This window comes from Rapidithrix thailandica, assembly GCF_039710355.1.
Taxonomy (GTDB): Bacteria; Bacteroidota; Bacteroidia; order Cytophagales; family Flammeovirgaceae; genus Rapidithrix; species Rapidithrix thailandica.
The window spans coordinates 233,959-252,658 of sequence record NZ_JBDKWZ010000010.1 but is presented as its reverse complement, the minus strand read 5'-3'; the positions used below and the strand labels follow the sequence as shown (position 1 = coordinate 252,658).

The window sequence follows — 18,700 nt, the reverse complement described above, 5'->3', positions numbered from 1 at the left end:
CTTATTTTTGTTTTCCACTCCGTTTGAGTAGTTCTCTTGCGACTACCTGCCCGCTGATGATTGCCGGAGGCACACCGGGTCCGGGCACCGTCAATTGCCCCGTATAATACAGGTTTTTGACTTTGGGATTCAGCATGGACGGCTTGAAATGAGCTGTTTGCCGCAGTGTGTTGGCTAAGCCATAGGCATTTCCCTTAAAGGCATTATAATCGGCCGTAAAATCCTGATGAGCATAACTTTTCTGAAACACAATATCTGACCGGATCTCTTGTCCGGTCAGAACTTCCATCCGCTCTATCAACAAATTCAGATACTTCTCCCGAACTTCAGGAGAGTCTTGCAAGCCGGGAGCAACGGGAATCAACAGAAATAGATTTTCATGCTCTTCGGGAGCTACTGACGGATCGGTTTGAGACGGACAACATACGTAAAACAATGGGTTGGCTGGCCAGGCAGGATGCTGGTAAATATCGTCAATATGCGTGGCAAAGTCCTGATCAAAGAACAGGTTGTGATGCAATAAGTTCTTGAGCTTTTTGCGAATTCCCAAATAGAAAATCAAACAGGAAGGAGCCATGGTACGCGACTGCCAGTATTTTTCCGAATACCTCCGGTAGGGGGCCGGTAAAAGTTTCTGCTCTACATGGTGGTAATCTGCCCCAGATACGATGTAATCAAACTCCTGCATCGTATCGTCCACCAGCAATCCTTCCGCTCTTTCGCCATTCATACAAATTTGCCGGACAGTACTGTTGAACCGGAACTGCACACCCAACGATTCCGCTAAGTCGCCCATGCCCTTTACTACTTGATGCATCCCTCCCATTGGATACCAAGTGCCTAAAGCCATGTCCGCATAATTCATCAAGGTATACAGTGCAGGCGTTTGCCGAGGGGGAGCACCCAGAAACAAAACCGGAAATTCAAGCAACTGCACCAAACGTCTGTCTTGAAAGTATTTTTTGATATAAGCCGACACCGATTGAAATACATGTAAACGCAAAACTCCTTTCATCAGTCTGGCATCCAGTAGCTCCGACAAGGAAAGCCCGGGTTTGTATACCAGGTTATGCATTCCGGTTTCGTACTTATACTTCCCTTCCTCCAGGAATCTTTTCAAAAACTTACTACTGCCCGGTTCCAATTCATCAAATAATTGACAAAGCGCCGGCATCCCGGCCGGGACATCCAACACTTCCTCTTTGGAAAAAAAGATACGGTACGATGGATCCAAACGGACCAAATCATAATAGTCAGCACTTGTTTTTCCAAAAGACTTAAAAAACGTATCGAACACATCCGGCATCCAATACCAGCTGGGTCCCATATCAAATGTAAATCCTTGCGCTTCCAGCTTTCGTGCCCGCCCACCAGCCGAACTGTTCTTTTCAAAAACCGTAACTTCAAACCCCGCTTGTGCCAGACAAGAGGAAGCCGCCAATCCGGAAAAACCGGAACCTATTATCGCTACACGAGTCATTTATTTTTTTTTGTTTATAAAAAAACAATTATTATTAAACACAATAAATACATTACAACAAAAACATGTAAATTGTTTTAATATTTATAAAAATAATTAAACAAAATTACCAATACAGGATGTCGACAAACCGGAAAATAACCAAGTGAGTACTTGGAAGGGGGATAAAGAACAACTGGCTATCCCTCCTTCATGTTCGAAGAGAGACAGCCAATTGTCTGACGTTTTGATTCAGAGCTTTTAGATGATTAAAGGTCCCGGATCAGCATCACCCACGGAGATCCCCAGCCGGTCGGTAAAACGGTTATTGAAAGTTCCTTGATGGTTTAAGGTTTTAAACACCTCCAGCCAACGGTCAAACATCGGATAATTATCCCGGAGTGGTTCATGCTGTCCAATTGTAAACCGGTTGTGCAACTTTCCCCAATGAGGTTTCCCTCCTAAAGCAATCATAGCATCCTGAAACTTATCAATTACAGAGGCGGCTCCTTTGGCCCTGACCAAGGAAGGTAAATCGATAAAACAGGTATCCCGCCCGTATTCCGGAGCCAGGTACATAGCAGAATTTTTTACAAAACGCAGGGTAACAGCGGAAGTCAGGTATAAATTGCCCTCTTGTTGAATCTTGTGAGCAAGTTCAAACACTTTTTCAGTAGCCTCTATAAAAGAGTTATTTTCAAAAGCAAAAGCAAATTCAGCCGACATTCCTTCTGATTTCACCTTTTCATGCCCTTGATGTTGAACGTGATAGCTTTTTTGCACAAAGCGTTGATCGCGGGAGCGCCTGAGTGCTCCGTCAATGGTACGCGGGGTTTTGGCAGGAAACAAATTCAAATAGGCTACGGCAAACTCATCGGCCAGTGGAATATTCGCCAGTAAGTTATTGGTAAAATTCCGGGTAGTGTCTTCTAAAGACAGGTGCCGGGGTTTATTCATCAGGTATTTTTGCCTGACCAAAATGCAGGAATGCTGCCCGTCAATTTCATAGGGGTTGATCTGAATAGTCACATGTCTGAACCCTTGAAAAACACTTCTGTCCAGGATTTGGGGTTTTACTTCATCCCAAGTATGCAATGTTTTTGATTCGTCTAACCAATACCGGTCACGCACTTCCAACACCACAGAATAGATGATGCCCATGCATCCCATGGCTTGCCCTACGCTATAAAACCAATGATCGTTTTGGACTAACTCCACCCCTTCCTCACGGTGTAAGGCCGGATCGGTAATGCCGTCTTCCGGTTCTATCCGGTACACTTTTCCACCGCTGGCCACCAATACTAAGGAGCGCAACATGCCGGGAAAAGCCGTCAGGTCAATACCCGTTCCGTGCGTCCCGGTAGCAAGGGCCCCGGCTAAGGTTTGTTCATCAATTGCTCCCATATTAAACAAAGCTTTTCTTTGCTTGTCTAATTTCCGGTTGAGACGTTGAATGGTAATGCCCGCTTCAACATTCACATATTTCAAATGTCGCTTATGCATTTTCAAACCGGCTTCATCAAGCGCCAGGAGTTTATTGAGTTTATCTATGTCCAATAAATAATCCGAGCACACAGCCACATCCGAATAAGAATGCCCTGAGCCTACTGCCCTTATCCGCAGCGCCTGAGCCTCCGCTTTTTGCACGATTGTTTGAAGATCTTTCAAGGATTTTGCTCTAAAATAGCGCAGAGGGGTGACTTCTTGGTTTTGGGTCACGTTTTGCCATTTCCGCCCTTTCTTCCCTTTCAGTTTTTTGCGTTGATGCTTTCTGAATTCTTCGGTCTCCGGGGCCTCGCTCAACAATTCCTGATGGGAGATTGCACGCAAGGAAGCTTCTATTTCCTGGGGATTTTGCAGGCAAGTTTCATCAAACTGCCTTTCGGCATCCAAGTCCGGATCGCCATTGTAAATTTTTTCGATGAGTTCTTGGGTAGACATGGTTTTTGAGTTTTATAGAAATTTGCGGGGGCTTTTTTTAAAGCCGAAAGCCGGATACAATACTTTGACAAGTAAAAATCAAACAGGATTGAAAAAAGTCAGAGCGTAGTACAGGGTAAATAAGATGCTTACAAACGCCCCAAAAGGCCTGTTCCTCTATACAAGGTAAGGATTTTTATCAAAAAGAGGAAGAGTAAAAAGAAGATACCTAATATAAATACTACCAGGTATCTCTTATTGAAAAGCAAGAAAAGTCAGGCATTGGTATTTTTTGTGCCTGAAGCTATAATGTTTATTTACATCGTGAAGACGCTACGCTTTTTCTCTTAAATTCCTTGGGTACGGGGCGTGATGAGCAGTTCACTGATATTGACCCGGTTCGGTTGGCTGAGTGCATACAAGATGGATTCGGCTATATCTTCGGCTTCTAAAAAGTCAAAGTTTTCTTTCATTCCGGCTAACATGTTCAATACATCCTCATCTGTAATGGTATTGAGCAGTTCGGTAGTGACAGCACCGGGTTCAATACAGGTAATGCGGATGTTATGACGGGGAGACAACTCCATTCGTAAACCTTCCGAAAAGGCACTTACAAAAAATTTCGTACCGCAATACACCGCTCCTCCCGGGAAAAGTTTGCGTCCGGCAACGGAAGAAACATTGACAATATGCCCGTTTTGTTGTTGAATCATAGATGGCAGCACAGCCGCTACACCGTACATTAATCCGGTAATATTGACATTCACCATGCGCACCCATTCGTCCAAATGAATTTTGTCGACCATGGATAAAGGCATAATACCCGCATTGTTAATCAATACATCTACTTTTCCAAAATGCTCTATGGTAGTGCTTACCATCTTTTGTACTTCATGGTTTTGAGTAATATCCGTGCTGAGATGAATTGCTTCGGCCCCCAATCCTGTCACCTGGTTGGTCAGTTCTTTCAAGCGCTCTGTTCTACGTGCTACAAGGACAAGTTTCGCCCCTTGTTTTGCCAAAAGTATCGCGGTAGCTTCCCCTATTCCACTGGAAGCACCGGTAATAATCACAACTTGATTTTTGAGACTCATGATGTATTAAATTAGTTATGTAAGATAATTGTATTGAGCACTTTACAGTATAGATCTACTTTTAATGAGGTGAATCGTGCTTTGTTCTTGCTCAAAGACAACAGAGGATTTTTATTTCGGATGTAAAGAGTAATGGATATATTGAAATAAACAGTTAACTTTTGATATCGTTTCATTCAAAAATTTTCATCTATGCTGCTCCTTAAATTTGCTCCCGCATTCTTTTTTTCTTTGGTAGCTTATCTATTTACTACCTTTGAAATTCCACGTTCCCAAGCCCCTTTGGACCAAAACATTCCGGTTTGTGGGATTGCCGCCATTGACGAATTTACCGCCTTTACTCAGGACCCGGGATTCCGGAACAGTCATGAGCTTCCCAGGGCTTTTCTATTCGATCAACCATTGGGGAAAATGATGACTTACCCTACCCCTGACGATAAAGAAGCCAATGCCTATTTTGTAAAAGCCAAAGGCAATTCCGACCGGTATTTATTGGTGATTCACGAGTGGTGGGGACTGAACGGCCATATCAAAGAAGAAGCCGATAAATTGTTTAAAGATCTGGAAGAAGAAGTGAATATTCTGGCTTTGGATATGTACGATGGCAACGTTGCTACAACCCGGGAAGAGGCCGGAAAATATATGCAAAACGTATCCTCCGAACGGGCAATTAATATTATTGAGGGTGCTCAAACCTTTGCAGGTAACAAAGCGAAAATTGCTACGATTGGTTGGTGCTTTGGCGGGGCCTGGTCTTTGCAAGCCTCTCTACGATTAGAAAAGCAAGCTGTGGGGTGTGTTATGTATTATGGAATGCCCGAGAAAGATGTTGAGCAATTGAAAAAATTGCAAACGGAAGTGCTGGGAATCTTTGCCGCCCAAGAGCAGTGGATTACGCCCGAAGTCGTTGCGGAGTTTGAACAAAACATGAAAAGAGCCGGCAAGAAACTGACCGTCAAATCCTATCAGGCCGATCATGCTTTTGCCAACCCCAGTAGCCCCCGTTACCATGAGCAAGCCGCTCAAGATGCTTACAAGCATACCTTGGCTTTTTTAAAGAAAAAACTTTTATAAACCAAAGCAAAACGGCCGGAGTAAACTATCCGGCCGTTTTGCTTTGGTAACTATTGATCTGATGTAAATAATTGACGTATACAGGCCAATTATATCTGTTCGATACAATGCTATACCGAACAGTTTTTTATTGTTTATTTTTAATTTCGTCAGCCGATTCCATCACATCCGTTTTGACCAACTCTCCATTCCGGTCGTATTTTTTCCACACGCCTACTTTCTGGTTGTCAAACATTTTCCCTTCCATTTTCAGCTGCCCGTTGGTATGATACAATTTGTGATATCCATACGCCATTGCATAGGGAACCATATCCGTTTCCGAAAACCATACATTACGAACGCGTTGTTTATAATCTCCTTCCAGGTTCTCCAGCCCATCCTGGTACAAAGACCACTTATATTGAGCCGCTTTGTTGCCATTGTTATGGTAATAGAGAATTTCCTCTGCAATCAAAGAATCCCTGGAAAAGGTATACACCCGTACAGGTTTCCCTTCTTTGTCAAAAATCTTCCTTTTTCCATGATACATCCCGTCTTTCATCTCCGCGGTATTTCTCAATTCACCAGTTTCATAGTAGTTTTTATAAAGGCCGTCCAACTTTCCAAAGCGAATGGTAAATTCATCCTGGACATTGCCATTATCATAATACGTTTTAAAAGAACCATCTCCCTTATCCCATTTTACAAAATCGCGTTGTAAGTCATTAAGTTGTGCATGTACACTGGTAAAAGCCAGAAGATTGATGAGTATGAGTAAAAACTTTTTCATAGTTTCTATCCTGTTTATATAAAGTAATATTTATATAATAATTTAATTAAAATGGTAAAGTGATAAAAATTTTTATCGGGAAATTGCAATAATAATTAAGATTTATTAGGTTATCTGAGGTTTTCATTCAGAATTATAACAACAGTACGAAAATAGGATTTTATCCGTTAACCGGAGGTGTAGAACCCTTCAAATTTTGAAATATTAACTATTTATTGCCCTTTATCTTATTTGCAACTTATCGGCAAAACGAGGAAACTTATTGAAGCACCTCTTTACATTCCTCCTCTTTAAAATACAAAAACCACTTACGTAAGTTTTATTTCACATCTCCACCAACAAACAAACCTTCCCTAAAGAATGAAAAATCTTGAAACCATAACCGGACTTTTTGATTTATTTAAGAAAACAGCAAGCTATACTTCATCAACCAATCAACTGTTTAACCGCAACAAATCCCATTACCATGAAACTACTTCCAACCCATCTGATCATCACCCTCTTTATTCCTTTATTCCATGCATGCGAACTACTCCCATCCGAAAAGCTTGATTGCCAGTCCACACAAGAAAACAGTGTTCTTCTCATCCGGGTACAAGACCCCGGCTCCAAACAGAGCAAATTAGTCAGTACTTACACAGAAGATAGTATCAGTATTTTGCAGGAGAATGGCGCTAAAGCAAACTTCGATGTGCAGGTAGAATATATTCAGTTGCACTTTCTCGACAATCCCTCGGTGGACGTGTATAATCAAGATGTAGAGAAAAAGTATTTATTAAGCATCGGAGAAAATATCAAAGAAGAAATTGTGATCCGGTACAAAGCCATTCAAGGGGAGTGTAGGAGAGAGTATGAATTTTTATACGTATACCTTAATGGCCAACAGTTACAAAGCAATAACATTGTATTGTATGATTGACAGCCTGAGCTTTTGAACTTTCGGAGATTATCTATTCACCTTCTAACCTCATAATGTGTGCTAATACAGACCTTTAAAGAAAGCGTCTGTATTTTTTTTATGCCTTTTCTTCTCTTTTTTTGTACGCAAAATTCCTAAAAACTAAACGACAAGATCCATGAAGCAATGGCTTATATGTTTGACCTTCGTACTGTTGGGCAGCCAACTGAAGGCACAGCGTTTTGACGCGGACTCACTGATGATTGCAGGTGGGTTTGATGTGTTTAAAATCAGCCAGGGAGAGTTACAAAGCTCCTTTCAGGCAGGATTAGAAGTACATTATTTCCTTAAAGAACGACTTTCCGCACAAATAGGCACCGAATACTGGTCGGGCGAACCTCACTGGAAACTCACCGTAGGAAGCCGGTATTACCTGAAGCAACATCCTTTGTTTTTCAGGGCAAGGGGTATATTGTTAGGAGAAGCAGACTTCGCCATTGGCTCCGGATATGCTTTCGACTTGCACAAAGGATGGGCAATAGAAGTGATGGCTGATTACTTTTTTGCGGAAGAAGCCTTGGCCTTGCGCTTCGGCTTGTCCAAACGCTTGGGAAAGTTTTATAAATACGATTAGTGAAAACAGGAAATCATTCCGGCAGATCGAGTTCTTTCCGGAGCCTTGCATCCAAAGGTTGGTTTTTGTTCCAATAATCAATAACAAGTTGTTTCTTTTTCCTAGCTTTTGTGGTAAGCAATTTTGCATTGGATCCAAAACCACTTGGGTACGATTCTTCCCAACCGACTATTTCATACGGAAAGGCGCTCTGAAAGTGAATTTGAAGAGTTCTTTCAAATGCAGGGTATTTTAGCACATAAGTGGAAACCGCTCCTTCCTGACCAACGCTTAAAGAAGCTTCTACCGTTTGAGGTGCCAGTGATTGATGCCTCAAACGGGTATAGAATGTCCCGGGAATCATTTGCACAGTACCCGTAGGCAAGGACTGTGGGTTGATACGGATACGGTTCCAGATTTCATCTTCCAAAACCACTTTTGTAAGCTTGATCTCTTGGTCGCCTTCCGACTCGAAATAAGAATACAATTGCCCCCGGTATCGGTTCTTTTCCAAATTGAGTTGTGTAAATGTATGGCCACACCATTCTTGTGAGCTACTACTCACTTTCAATGTATTGGGATACCGGTCTATTTCCACGGGGGTAAACATTGAAGCCATCATGGAATAAGGGTACAAACCGGTCGTAAATTTTTTGGTAAAATTTAATTTCAATACACTCACCTCCTCCCCGTGCGTTTGTTGGGGACGATCCGGTTTTACATGTTTGGAAAGAGAAAAAGGTTCGGTTACAAAAATCAAAACCGCATGTCCTTGATGAATAGCCCCATAGCGGGCTTGTTCCAATTGATAACTGGTGAGTTCAGCCTTTCCTTGGTACCAATACTCATTAAACTCCGGCACCTTGCCATAATCAGAAGAAGTAGGCGGTGCACAAGACAACCCTACCCAAAAAAGGAATGAATAAAGAAGGCTTTTCATAATCTTCGTTTTCTGTTAATGGCCTTTGCCCACCCGGTTAAACACCTCTTACGGCAAGGCCCTATTGAAGCGTAAAATACCCTAAGCATTACACTTGAACAAACAATTTACCAGGAAAATGATTCTGAATCACCCTAGCCCAATTTTACCTTTAAAATACAGAAAGACAGGTCCTGCATCGCTTCTGTTGACTGATATCCGAATAATCTTTAAATTGAAAGAAGAGGGATTGGGGTAACTTCATTTTGTAGTAACAACTGAATTTCAAACCCAAACTAATTTACTACTTACAACCAAATAGCTATAATCATTTCTTTTCAAAAGAAACCAAGTTTTTTGATTAAAAACAAAAGAAATAACTGGCTCAAACGATTACTCCTCAACTATGAAAAACTTCGAAAGAAAACGGGTATTGGTCACTGGTGCTGCGGCCGGAATTGGTTTTGGAATTTGCAAAGCTTTTGCCGAAGCCGGAGCCACCGTAGGCCTGAATGATATCCATGCTAAACTGGCCGAAGAAGCCGCGACTAAAATCAATGACCAACTACAACGGCTGGCTGTGTACCCACTGGGCTTTGACGTATCCAATGTCCCGGAAATGCAACAAGCTTTTCAAGAGTTTTACAGCTTGCGAGGCGGAATTGATGTATTTGTAGCAAATGCAGGCATTACTTCTTATGAAAGCTTTTTAAGTAGCAATCCGGATGATTTTGATAAAATCGTATCTGTCAATTTGCGAGGAAGTTTCTTTACCGCGCAAGCGGCTGCCAAAATCATGATTCGCCAGCCAAATCCCGGAAAAATTATCTTTATGTCTTCCGTAACAGGCCTTCAAGCACATAAAAACCTCACGGTGTACGGTTTAACCAAAGCAGGGATCCGTATGATGACCAAATCGCTGGCCTTGGAGCTCGGTGAATACGGCATCAACGTCAACGCGGTAGGTGCCGGAGCGACCTTAACGGAACGCACACTCGAACTAGACCCTGAATACGAAGAAAAATGGAACGGGGTAACTCCTATCGGACGTACGGCTACAGTGGAGGACATTGCACACACGGTAATGTTTCTGGCCTCCGAAGAAGCCCGTCATATCACCGGAGAAACGATTATGGTAGACGGAGGCTGGACCATTCACAGTCCCCTGCCTAATGATTAATGAAGGGTTGAGGGAATGAAGGATTGGAGGATTGGAGGATTGGAGGATTGGAGGGTATATAACAAAAAACCCCTCCAGGGGCTGAACAGCTTCTCTTGGAGGGGTTTCATTTATGGTTGTTCACTATTTTTTATTCTTTGATACGTACCGTAACCGCATTTTTATGTGCATCCAACTGCTCTGCCGCGGCCATTTCTTCTACATACGGCCCGAGCTTTTCAATACCGGCTTTAGTGATTTTCTGAAAAGTGACTTTTTTAATAAAGCTGTCTAAGGATACCCCGCTGTAATTGCGGGCAAAACCATAAGTAGGCAAAGTATGGTTGGTGCCGGAAGCATAATCTCCAGCCGATTCAGGAGTGTAGTGTCCAAGAAATACCGAGCCTGCATTATAAATACTGTCTGCCAACTCGTCGGCATTGTCAGTGGCTATAATCAAGTGTTCGGCAGCATATTCATTGACCAACTCCAGGGCCTTATCCATGGTTTTGGTCAAAACCATCCGGCTATTTTCCAAAGCTTTTACAGCAATTTCTTTTCTGGGTAATTGAGCCAGTTGGCTTTCTACTTCCTTTTGCACATCCTCTACCAAAGGAGGGTGATCCGTTATCAACAGCACTTGGCTATCTACTCCATGCTCTGCTTGTGAAAGCAAGTCTGCGGCAATAAAAGCCGGCCGGGCCGAACGGTCAGCAAGTACAGCCACTTCGGAAGGTCCGGCCGGCATATCAATGGCCACTCCCTCTTTGGTTGCCAATTGCTTGGCCGCAGTCACATATTGGTTTCCGGGACCAAATATTTTATACACTTTTGAAATACTTTCAGTACCAAAGGTCATGGCGGCAATAGCCTGGGCTCCACCTACTTTATACACCTTTTGTATACCAATCAAATTAGCGGTAAAAAGAATGGCCGGATGAATTTGTCCCTGAGCATTCGGAGGGGTACACAACACCAATTCTTCGCATCCGGCAAGTTTGGCCGGAATCCCCAACATCAACACCGTAGAAAACAAAGGGGCAGTTCCTCCCGGAATGTACAAACCTACCTTTTGAATTGCCACACTTTTGCGCCAACAGGTCACCCCCTCCATCGTCTCCACTTTCTGTACGGCTTCCTTTTGCACACGGTGAAAGGTTTCTATATTTTGATAGGCCACTTGTATTGCTTCTTTCAGCTCGGGGGTCAGTTGGCTTTCGGCTTGCTCTAATTCCTCCGGGGTCACCCGTATATCACGGATCGCAACCTTATCAAATTGCAAAGAATACTCCCGCAGGGCTTCATCTCCCCTTGTCTTTACCGCCTCCATAATAGGCCGCACTCGCTGTTCAATTTCTTCAAAGTCCATCACCGGACGCTGAATAATGGTTGCATACTGCTCTGGTGTAGGATAGTTAATTACTTGCATAGCTTTAATGATAGATGAACTTCCTTCATTTCAAGACGAAACGTTTACAAAATCATTTTCTCAATCGGTACTACCAATATCCCCTGCGCACCGGCCTCTTTAATGCTTTCGATTTTATCCCAAAAGTCGTTTTCGTTGATCACAGAATGTACCGAATACCAACCGTCTTCTGCCAATGGAAGAATGGTAGGGCTACGCATCCCCGGCAACAGCTCAATGATGGCATCTAATTGATCCTTAGGGGCATTCAACAAAATATACTTGTTATTTTTCGCTCTTTGCAAGGATTGAATTCTAAACAACAACTTTTCAATGATTTTCTGCTGCTCGGCATTGACTTCCGGGCTGCCGATCATAACGGCTTCCGAACGGAAAATCACCTCCACCTCTTTCAAGCCATTGGTAAAAAGAGTACTTCCCGAACTTACAATATCGCATACGGCATTGGCCAGCCCGATGCTAGGTGCAACCTCTACCGACCCGCTGATTTCATGAATATTGGCATTCACCTTTTGTTCTTTCAGGTAATCTCCAAGAATATTCGGATAAGAAGTAGCAATGTGTTTACCTTCTAAGTCGGCAATGGAATTGTACGTATCGGCTTTGGGAATGGCCAACGACAAACGGCATTTACTAAATCCCAAACGGTGTACAATATGGATATCTTTGGCTTTCTCGGCCACCACATTTTCCCCGACAATTCCTAAATCCGCAACGCCATCCGCAACATACCCCGGGATGTCGTCATCGCGTAAAAAGAGGATTTCCAATGGGAAGTTGCTGGCGGTAGCTTTCAGTTTGCCTTTTCCGTTTACAATGTTTATCCCACAATCTTTGATCAACTGGGAAGATGCTTCGCTTAATCTACCGGACTTTTGTATTGCTAGCCGTATCATAAAATATAGGTTTTGAAAATATGCAAAAGGTTTATGTCCAAACGGACAGATTGTAAATGTTTAAGCAGTATGTGTATTTATGGATTGATTAATTGGCAGGCGGAAACGCCCTTGCATCATTAGTGGCAATGATGATGGTGATGGGAGGAATGATGATATGGACAACGTAATGGTTGAATCATACCTCGAAGAGAGCAAAGAAAGAGGACTTACGCAAATATTTGATGGAAATTTTTTGTAAACAAAATAAAAACCTCTTCACCTTCCGGAAAGCCGATGCAAGCACAAAACATTATGATTCAGCAGGTTATAGCAGTTTTCAAATTTTGAATACCCCGGATTACGATTTAACAGTTACCCCCCTTATTTCCTATCAAGGATTTAATGCTTTTTTTGTGATTTGAAATGATAAGCCAAGAACAGGTTAAACACCGAACCACCCAGTAAAATCATCCATAGATTCCCTTGGCTTCTTTCAAAAAGAAAATAATAGATTCCCAACCCGAAAAGGAGAATGGCAGCAATAAAAGGTAAAAGGACATTTTGGTTTTTCATAAGTGGATAAACTATACGTAATCAGTAGAAACAGAACAAATTCAAAAAAGGTAGTACACTACAAAGATCAGGGAAAACCGCAGCAAACCCCAATTTAATTTCTTTAAAACTGTATTAAATACAACCAAGCACCCCTGTGGAGTAATCAAGCGATGATTTACTTAGAGGAAACAGTTACCTTAAATTATTTGCTTTCCGGTAAAATAATCCGGCTATTATTTTGGTTAATTTTAGTAAAGCCATTAGCTTTGTATTTCAAAGTACTTTACAATAAATTCTCACTATGCATCCACCCAAAGACATTCATCAGGAAATTTCCGAAATACGTTCGCTGATGGAGCGCTCCTCTCGGTTTATCTCACTGAGTGGATTGTCCGGTATATTTGCAGGAATTTTTGCCCTTGGAGGTGCGGCCATTGCCTATTTATTACTCAAAAAGGAATATGGATCGGCCAGCCTGTATCAAGATCAAAACATCTCTCCGGACCTCATCCAATGGTTACTGCTTGATGCCTTGGGGATCATTGTACTGGCGGTGGCAACGGGCATTTATTTCACTACCCGGAATGCCAAAAAGAAAGGCTTGAAAACCTGGGACCACACGACCAAAAGAGTGCTCAGCAATCTATTACTACCCTTGGCAACCGGAGGCCTCTTTTGTTTGATCCTTATCTTTCAACAATTTATTGTATTGGTGGCCCCTGCTACTTTGATTTTCTATGGATTGGCTTTGATCAATGCGAGTAAATACACCTTAAGCGATATTCGCTATCTTGGCATCATCGAGATTAGCTTAGGCCTATTGGCCAGTTTTTTCCTGGGATACGGCCTGCTATTCTGGAGCATAGGCTTCGGCCTCATGCATATTCTTTACGGGACGATTATGTATTTTAAATACGAGAAGTGAAAAATTATATCTCCAAACTCAATAAAGCCTTCGAAAACCGACTACGATTGGGCATTATGTCTATTCTGGTAGTGAATGATTGGGTGGAATTCAATACCTTGAAGGAAACCCTGGAAGCTACCGATGGCAACCTTGCCAGCCATTTGAACTCTTTGGAGAAGTTAAAACTCATAGAAATCAGAAAACAGTTTGTCGGGAAAAAGCCCAATACCTCTTACCGGGTGACCGAAGAAGGCAAAGGGGCTTTTGCCGAACATATTACTGCTTTAGAACAACTCATTCAACAGCAAATTAAGAACTAATTTTTTTTACACCTTTACTTTGAATTTCAAAGTTCTTTGGACTTTTAAACATACAATCATGAAAAAGTATCAAAATACCTATAGCGCTTTTGGCAGCGTCCTCTTTTACCTATTGTTTTGGAAAGAAGTACTGGGCCTCAACCTCCTGGTTTTCTGCGTTTATATTTCATTTTACTGGCTCAAAAATGAAGCCTGGCACTCTCTGAACAAGGGGTTTAAAATGGCTTTTGGAGGCTGGATATTTTCCATTGTCATGATATTGGTTCATCACTCCGAATTGGCCATCTTTATGGCACTGACATCTACGGCTCTGGCCATCGGCTATTACAAAGCACCAGACCTTCGCTCCCTTTTTTATGCGCTGCTCAAAGCCTGGGAGACCTATATCAGCCTGCCTTATTACTTGAAAAAACTGATAAAAAAAATCCCCATCTCCCAGTCAACTTTTCTCCAAATAAAATCCATTGCAAGAATCACGGTCATTCCCCTGATAATTGTCCCCTTCTTCTATACCTTGTTCAAAGCTGCAAATCCTATTTTTAAGACAAAAGTCAATTTGGTAGAAACTTGGCTAGGAGATCGCATATCCATGTTTACGGATCACTTTTCGATAGGAAATGTATTTTTCTTTGCCTGTGGCGCTTTCATCGTCTATGGTATGCTTCACAAATACCGGCATATAGCCCTCGTAGGCAGCGACAAAGATTATCAGGATTTGCTAGTACCCAAACATTATTATGCTTCCAATGCCGAAAATGCTTCCATAGATGTAGAGGGGTACACACAAGTGATCAACTACCGGAACTTGTTGCGGTCAGGGGTGATTCTTGCGTTGGCGATGAACGTATTACTCCTTTCGGTAAATATGATTGATATTTTTTGGGTATGGATTGGCTTTGACTACTCCGATGTAAACAGCCTTTCACAATTTGTGCATGAAGGCACCTACCTGCTTATTTTCAGCATTTTGCTTTCTGTGGGAATTATTCTGTTCTTCTTTAAAGGGATGCTTAATTTTTTCCCGAAAAACAAAACCTTCAAATTACTTACTTATGGTTGGCTGTTCCAGAATGCTATTCTTGCCATCTCGGTAGCGGTCCGCAATTTTCACTATACACAGTACTACGGCCTCTCTCACAAACGCATTGGCGTATGGGTGTTTCTGTTCATGACTCTTTTGGGAATTATCACCGTATTTATCAAAATCCATTATAAAAAATCCAGCTTCTATTTGTGGAATGTGAATAGTTGGAATATCTACTTCACCTTGCTGTTGGTTTGCAGCCTCAACTGGGATATTGTCATCACCCGGTATAATCTCAATACGGATAACTATATCGGTCAGGTAGATGCAAATTATTTATTAGGGTTATCGGACGAAGCCTTGCTGCTATTAGAAGAGAACCGGGAAAAGCTCTATCTCACAGAAAATCAAGCTATTTACCTGGATAAACGCCTGGAAACATTTAAAAAATCATATTTGAATACCAGTTTTTTAAGCTGGAATTATGTCCGGTGGAACAACTTCAACCAGCTATTTCCTAAAAAAGATTCCAACCCTTTGACACCAACCCGTGTCGGTAGGTAGTAAGAATATAATGTACTTTTTTAGGAATAATCGATGGAAAACCTCTATTTCATAAATGGAGGTTTTTTTGTTTTATGAGCCCTCCTATTTCCTTCATAACTTCACCCGTATCTGGCACTTTATTTCTGATTTGCGTGGCCCTGCAATTTCATCCCAACCGGAACCGGTACTTTGTGCGGTTGTCTGTAACGTAACTGCATATTTGAGATCTAATGAGATACTCCTTGACAATTTGTATTTCAATAAGGCATAATGGCGACTACCTTCTCCATAATAAACCGGAATATAAAAGGAATACAACACATCGCGCTCATAAGCATATTGCCGGGTTTCGTAATGAGGAGTTTGGAAAGCTGCAAAACGCAAAGACAAACGGAATTTACGATACGTAAAGTACACATCTTGCATCATGGCCAATCCATGGTGTAAAGCTTCCTGGCGGTAAAATGTCCCTTGCAAGCGAGTGCGAAGACTAAAAAAGTCACTCACTTTATGTTCTGCATTTACTAAATAATTTTGTTTTACCACCGGGCTGACACCGGAAGCTTTTGACGAAGAGCCTGTCAAGTTTTTTTCTTTCTTTTCATACCTGTATTGGAAGTATATTTTCGAATGTCTTTTGGGTGAATGGGTCAAGCGACTGAACACTTCATACCCCGAAGAAGGGGCATCTACTTGATATTTCAACCAGGGGAAAGTAAACTGATCGACATAACCCGCCAGTTGCCATTTCCTTGACCAGATAATTTTCCAACCCAAATAAATCCCTCTTTCATTTTTGTTCTGCGAGTTTTCACCAAAAGCATTCCCATAAAAAGAATGAAAATCGCGGTCATAATTCCGGTACAGTAACGAAACCTCCACTTGCTTGGACAAGCTGGCCAATATTCCGGACAGCCAAGCCAAACCGCCACTCACAGAGCGCCCCCCTTCTCCGAAGAAACTCAAGTTATGCCATTGGTACTGCCAATCTACGCCCACCACCCAATTACTTCTTCCTTCAAAATCCCATTGTGTATATATTCTATCCGGCTTATTCACCGAATGCCGGTATCGAGTCCATACCGAGGTCAGGCCTACGGAAAACGAGTTGGTCGAATTGGCATAACGGGCGTGATGCCCCAACACCATTTCCCGGGATGCATTCTTCTTTTCCCATTCACTTTCTGTACGATGATACCCGGTCACCGGAAAAGATACAATCATTTGTCTTTCCAAAGAATCCTGCTCCAACGAAGCATCCATTCTTTTGCCAGAAACAAAACCGGTCAACGAACATTGCCCCCATTGATACGTTCCGGCCACCCCTCTGAAGTACCCGGTTTCCACTTTGGACGTATACGGCAAGGCCAATAAGGTGCTTCGTTTGGTTCCTATCGTGCTTTCCGAAGATTTTCCCAAACTAAAGCCCCCGGAAAGCAACAAACCCTGCCCGATTTGTAACTTATAATCTCCCAAAGTCAGATTTTTAAGGTTTCCTTTGTTCATCAAAGAAATATGAAAGGACATAAAGTCCATCCCATACGTTTTTTGGGAGCCACCCCAACGCCACAGTGGCTCACCGGCATCTTTTTCCAGACTCAACCCAAAGCTAAAATCCCTTGGCCGGCTAAGCCGGTAGCGCAAATACAAACGACCGGGACTTCCCTGGTACTTGGTTTGCCCCAATGAATCTTCTTTAAAGCCCTTTTGAGTTTCCAACACCCTCCCCCATCGCATCAGTAAAAAGTGATTTTTAGCTTCTTTCATCCGAAAAAAAAGCGAACGGTTGTCTTTTTCAAGGGATGCATGAGGAACTTGTACAAAGGGCAATAACTTTCGAATGGTAGGCAAATCAAAGCTCTCAATGACCTGCAATTCATAAATAGACAATAAAGGTCCTAACCTTTGCCGGTGCAAGAAAAATTGATTGAGCTGCTCTACGGACAACAGATGCAAACTTTCCAATTCATTCCGGTCAGTGCGGTTCAAGTCAATCGGTTGCCGGTAGTATCTTTCATAAAAATCATACAACTCCTGGTATGCCCCTTCCTCTTGGCTTACGGAAAGTTCTTCCAATATTTGCTCAAAAGGGTTTTGCGTAGATTGCCCCCAGGAGTTAGGGTAAAAAAACACCCACAGCACAACGATCAAGCACAGTTTATTGAGCATGGGTCTTTTTATTTTTTTGAGGAGAAAAGGAAAGCGAAAGTGCATGAGAAAGTGGAAGCATGGGATGCAAACTAACCCCATAGTCGATGAGAAACGCTCCGGAACGGAGCCCTAAACCCAGGCTTGTCAAAAAAGGCTCTGTCACAAAACCTGCCCGTAGGTCCAATGCAGGTAATACCTCCCAAGCCAATCCGGCTTTAAGAGCAACCTTTGAAAGCAGTTCTTTTTCTATTTCCGTATGAATTCGCACTTTATCATAGGGCTGATACAGCAAACCGATGGCGATAAAAGAAGGAATTTGCTGAGAGAGGTTTTCTCCGGCTTTTGCCTGAAAGATATTGTGAAACACTGCCCCTAAAGCCAGTTTAGGGTAAAGCCGGGTCATTACCCCGGCATTTGCCAAGAAAGCCCCGAAAGAGCGTTCCCCCTGCGCTTGCATTTGCAAATACTGCCCGGAAACGCCCAAAGAAACCCCTTCTAATTGATGTCCATACCCCCATGACAAACGATGTTCACTATACAAAGCCGAACCAAAACGCTGCCAGGCAACTCCCCATCCTCCCTTAAAAAAAACTCCTTGGGCCGTAGCACTGATGGCGTGTAAAAATGAAGAAGAAAAGAGGTTTTGATAATTGGCTGAAAATTGAATTTTCTTAGCCTGGCCTAGTAATGAGGGATTATTGAGCACATTATTAACATTGTCAACACTTACACGGACATGCCCTAAAGCCCTGCTTTCTGCCCCTGCACTCACAGGCATTTGTTGTGCTTGCAAATAGGTAGCAAATAGTAATTGACCAATTAGTGAAATGATGAAAAGCAAATACTTCATACCACACTCTCACCATAAAAAAGACCAGTACCGGCTTCTTTCGTCAAAGAAAAGTAGTGAAACTTACCAGAGTATTGTTCGGAATACGGTTTTGTAATTTCCCTGGTAGTATTTACCGAAAAGGGACTTTTTCTC

Annotated in this window: 16 protein-coding genes; 7 read left to right on the top strand and 9 right to left on the bottom strand. The window is 42.4% G+C overall.

The genetic code is table 11. The annotated features are described in order from the left end of the window. Position 1 precedes the first annotated feature (1 nt). From AAG747_RS18155 to AAG747_RS18145, 3 genes are all read right to left on the bottom strand, one after another. The gene (locus tag AAG747_RS18155; RefSeq protein ID WP_346822632.1) at positions 2–1,480 is read right to left on the bottom strand and encodes a phytoene desaturase family protein; all 1,479 of its coding nucleotides are present in this window, start codon (positions 1,478–1,480) and stop codon (positions 2–4) included. A 240-nt stretch (positions 1,481–1,720) separates the two neighbouring features. Next, the gene (locus AAG747_RS18150; RefSeq protein WP_346822631.1) at positions 1,721–3,400 is read right to left on the bottom strand and encodes an FAD-binding protein; all 1,680 of its coding nucleotides are present in this window, start codon (positions 3,398–3,400) and stop codon (positions 1,721–1,723) included. Positions 3,401–3,726: 326 nt separating this feature from the next. After that, positions 3,727–4,473, bottom strand: coding sequence for an SDR family oxidoreductase (locus AAG747_RS18145; RefSeq protein ID WP_346822630.1), 747 nt, complete (start codon positions 4,471–4,473; stop codon positions 3,727–3,729). Positions 4,474–4,665: 192 nt separating this feature from the next. On the opposite strand from AAG747_RS18145, the gene AAG747_RS18140 reads away from it, so the two are divergent. Further along, positions 4,666–5,547, top strand: coding sequence for a dienelactone hydrolase family protein (locus tag AAG747_RS18140; RefSeq protein WP_346822629.1), 882 nt, complete (start codon positions 4,666–4,668; stop codon positions 5,545–5,547). 127 nt (positions 5,548–5,674) lie between these two features. Here the strand turns inward: AAG747_RS18140 and AAG747_RS18135 are convergent, their stop codons facing one another. Continuing rightward, a complete protein-coding gene (locus AAG747_RS18135) occupies positions 5,675–6,316 on the bottom strand; it encodes a toxin-antitoxin system YwqK family antitoxin (protein ID WP_346822628.1) in 642 nt (213 codons plus the stop codon). A gap of 466 nt (positions 6,317–6,782) precedes the next feature. Here AAG747_RS18135 and AAG747_RS18130 point away from each other — a divergent pair, with 466 nt between their 5' ends. Then, positions 6,783–7,235 carry a hypothetical protein gene (locus AAG747_RS18130; protein ID WP_346822627.1) on the top strand — a complete coding sequence of 151 codons (453 nt, stop codon included), beginning with the start codon at positions 6,783–6,785 and terminating at the stop codon, positions 7,233–7,235. Between the two features lie 157 nt (positions 7,236–7,392). Next, complete coding sequence (locus AAG747_RS18125) at positions 7,393–7,848, top strand: hypothetical protein (protein WP_346822626.1); 456 nt, start codon at positions 7,393–7,395, stop codon at positions 7,846–7,848. A 13-nt stretch (positions 7,849–7,861) separates the two neighbouring features. On the opposite strand, the gene AAG747_RS18120 is transcribed toward AAG747_RS18125, so the two are convergent. Continuing rightward, positions 7,862–8,767 carry a hypothetical protein gene (locus AAG747_RS18120; RefSeq protein ID WP_346822625.1) on the bottom strand — a complete coding sequence of 302 codons (906 nt, stop codon included), beginning with the start codon at positions 8,765–8,767 and terminating at the stop codon, positions 7,862–7,864. Positions 8,768–9,152: 385 nt separating this feature from the next. Here AAG747_RS18120 and AAG747_RS18115 point away from each other — a divergent pair, with 385 nt between their 5' ends. Beyond that, positions 9,153–9,926, top strand: coding sequence for an SDR family NAD(P)-dependent oxidoreductase (locus tag AAG747_RS18115; RefSeq protein ID WP_346822624.1), 774 nt, complete (start codon positions 9,153–9,155; stop codon positions 9,924–9,926). A 130-nt stretch (positions 9,927–10,056) separates the two neighbouring features. Here the strand turns inward: AAG747_RS18115 and hisD are convergent, their stop codons facing one another. Together hisD and hisG are read right to left on the bottom strand one after the other, a co-directional pair. Beyond that, a complete protein-coding gene (gene hisD, locus AAG747_RS18110; protein WP_346822623.1) occupies positions 10,057–11,334 on the bottom strand; it encodes a histidinol dehydrogenase in 1,278 nt (425 codons plus the stop codon). Positions 11,335–11,378: 44 nt separating this feature from the next. Further along, the gene (hisG, locus tag AAG747_RS18105; protein ID WP_346822622.1) at positions 11,379–12,230 is read right to left on the bottom strand and encodes an ATP phosphoribosyltransferase; all 852 of its coding nucleotides are present in this window, start codon (positions 12,228–12,230) and stop codon (positions 11,379–11,381) included. 838 nt (positions 12,231–13,068) lie between these two features. On the opposite strand from hisG, the gene AAG747_RS18100 reads away from it, so the two are divergent. Genes AAG747_RS18100 through AAG747_RS18090 form a run of 3 tightly spaced genes read left to right on the top strand, consistent with a single transcriptional unit; the run spans position 13,069 to position 15,582 of the window. Continuing rightward, a complete protein-coding gene (locus AAG747_RS18100; RefSeq protein ID WP_346822621.1) occupies positions 13,069–13,692 on the top strand; it encodes a hypothetical protein in 624 nt (207 codons plus the stop codon). Next, positions 13,689–13,994, top strand: a complete 306-nt coding sequence (locus AAG747_RS18095) for a winged helix-turn-helix domain-containing protein (RefSeq protein WP_346822620.1) — start codon at positions 13,689–13,691, stop codon at positions 13,992–13,994. The genes AAG747_RS18100 and AAG747_RS18095 overlap by 4 nt, the downstream gene beginning before the upstream one ends. 58 nt (positions 13,995–14,052) lie before the next feature. Beyond that, entirely contained in the window at positions 14,053–15,582 is a 1,530-nt protein-coding gene (locus tag AAG747_RS18090; RefSeq protein ID WP_346822619.1) for a DUF4153 domain-containing protein, read from the top strand. A 93-nt stretch (positions 15,583–15,675) separates the two neighbouring features. Here the strand turns inward: AAG747_RS18090 and AAG747_RS18085 are convergent, their stop codons facing one another. Beyond that, on the bottom strand, positions 15,676–17,733 hold the full coding sequence (locus AAG747_RS18085) for a ComEA family DNA-binding protein (protein WP_346822618.1): 2,058 nt from the start codon (positions 17,731–17,733) through the stop codon (positions 15,676–15,678). Next, positions 17,723–18,565, bottom strand: a complete 843-nt coding sequence (locus AAG747_RS18080; protein WP_346822617.1) for a hypothetical protein — start codon at positions 18,563–18,565, stop codon at positions 17,723–17,725. The genes AAG747_RS18085 and AAG747_RS18080 overlap by 11 nt, the downstream gene beginning before the upstream one ends. Between the last annotated feature and the right edge of the window lie 135 nt (positions 18,566–18,700).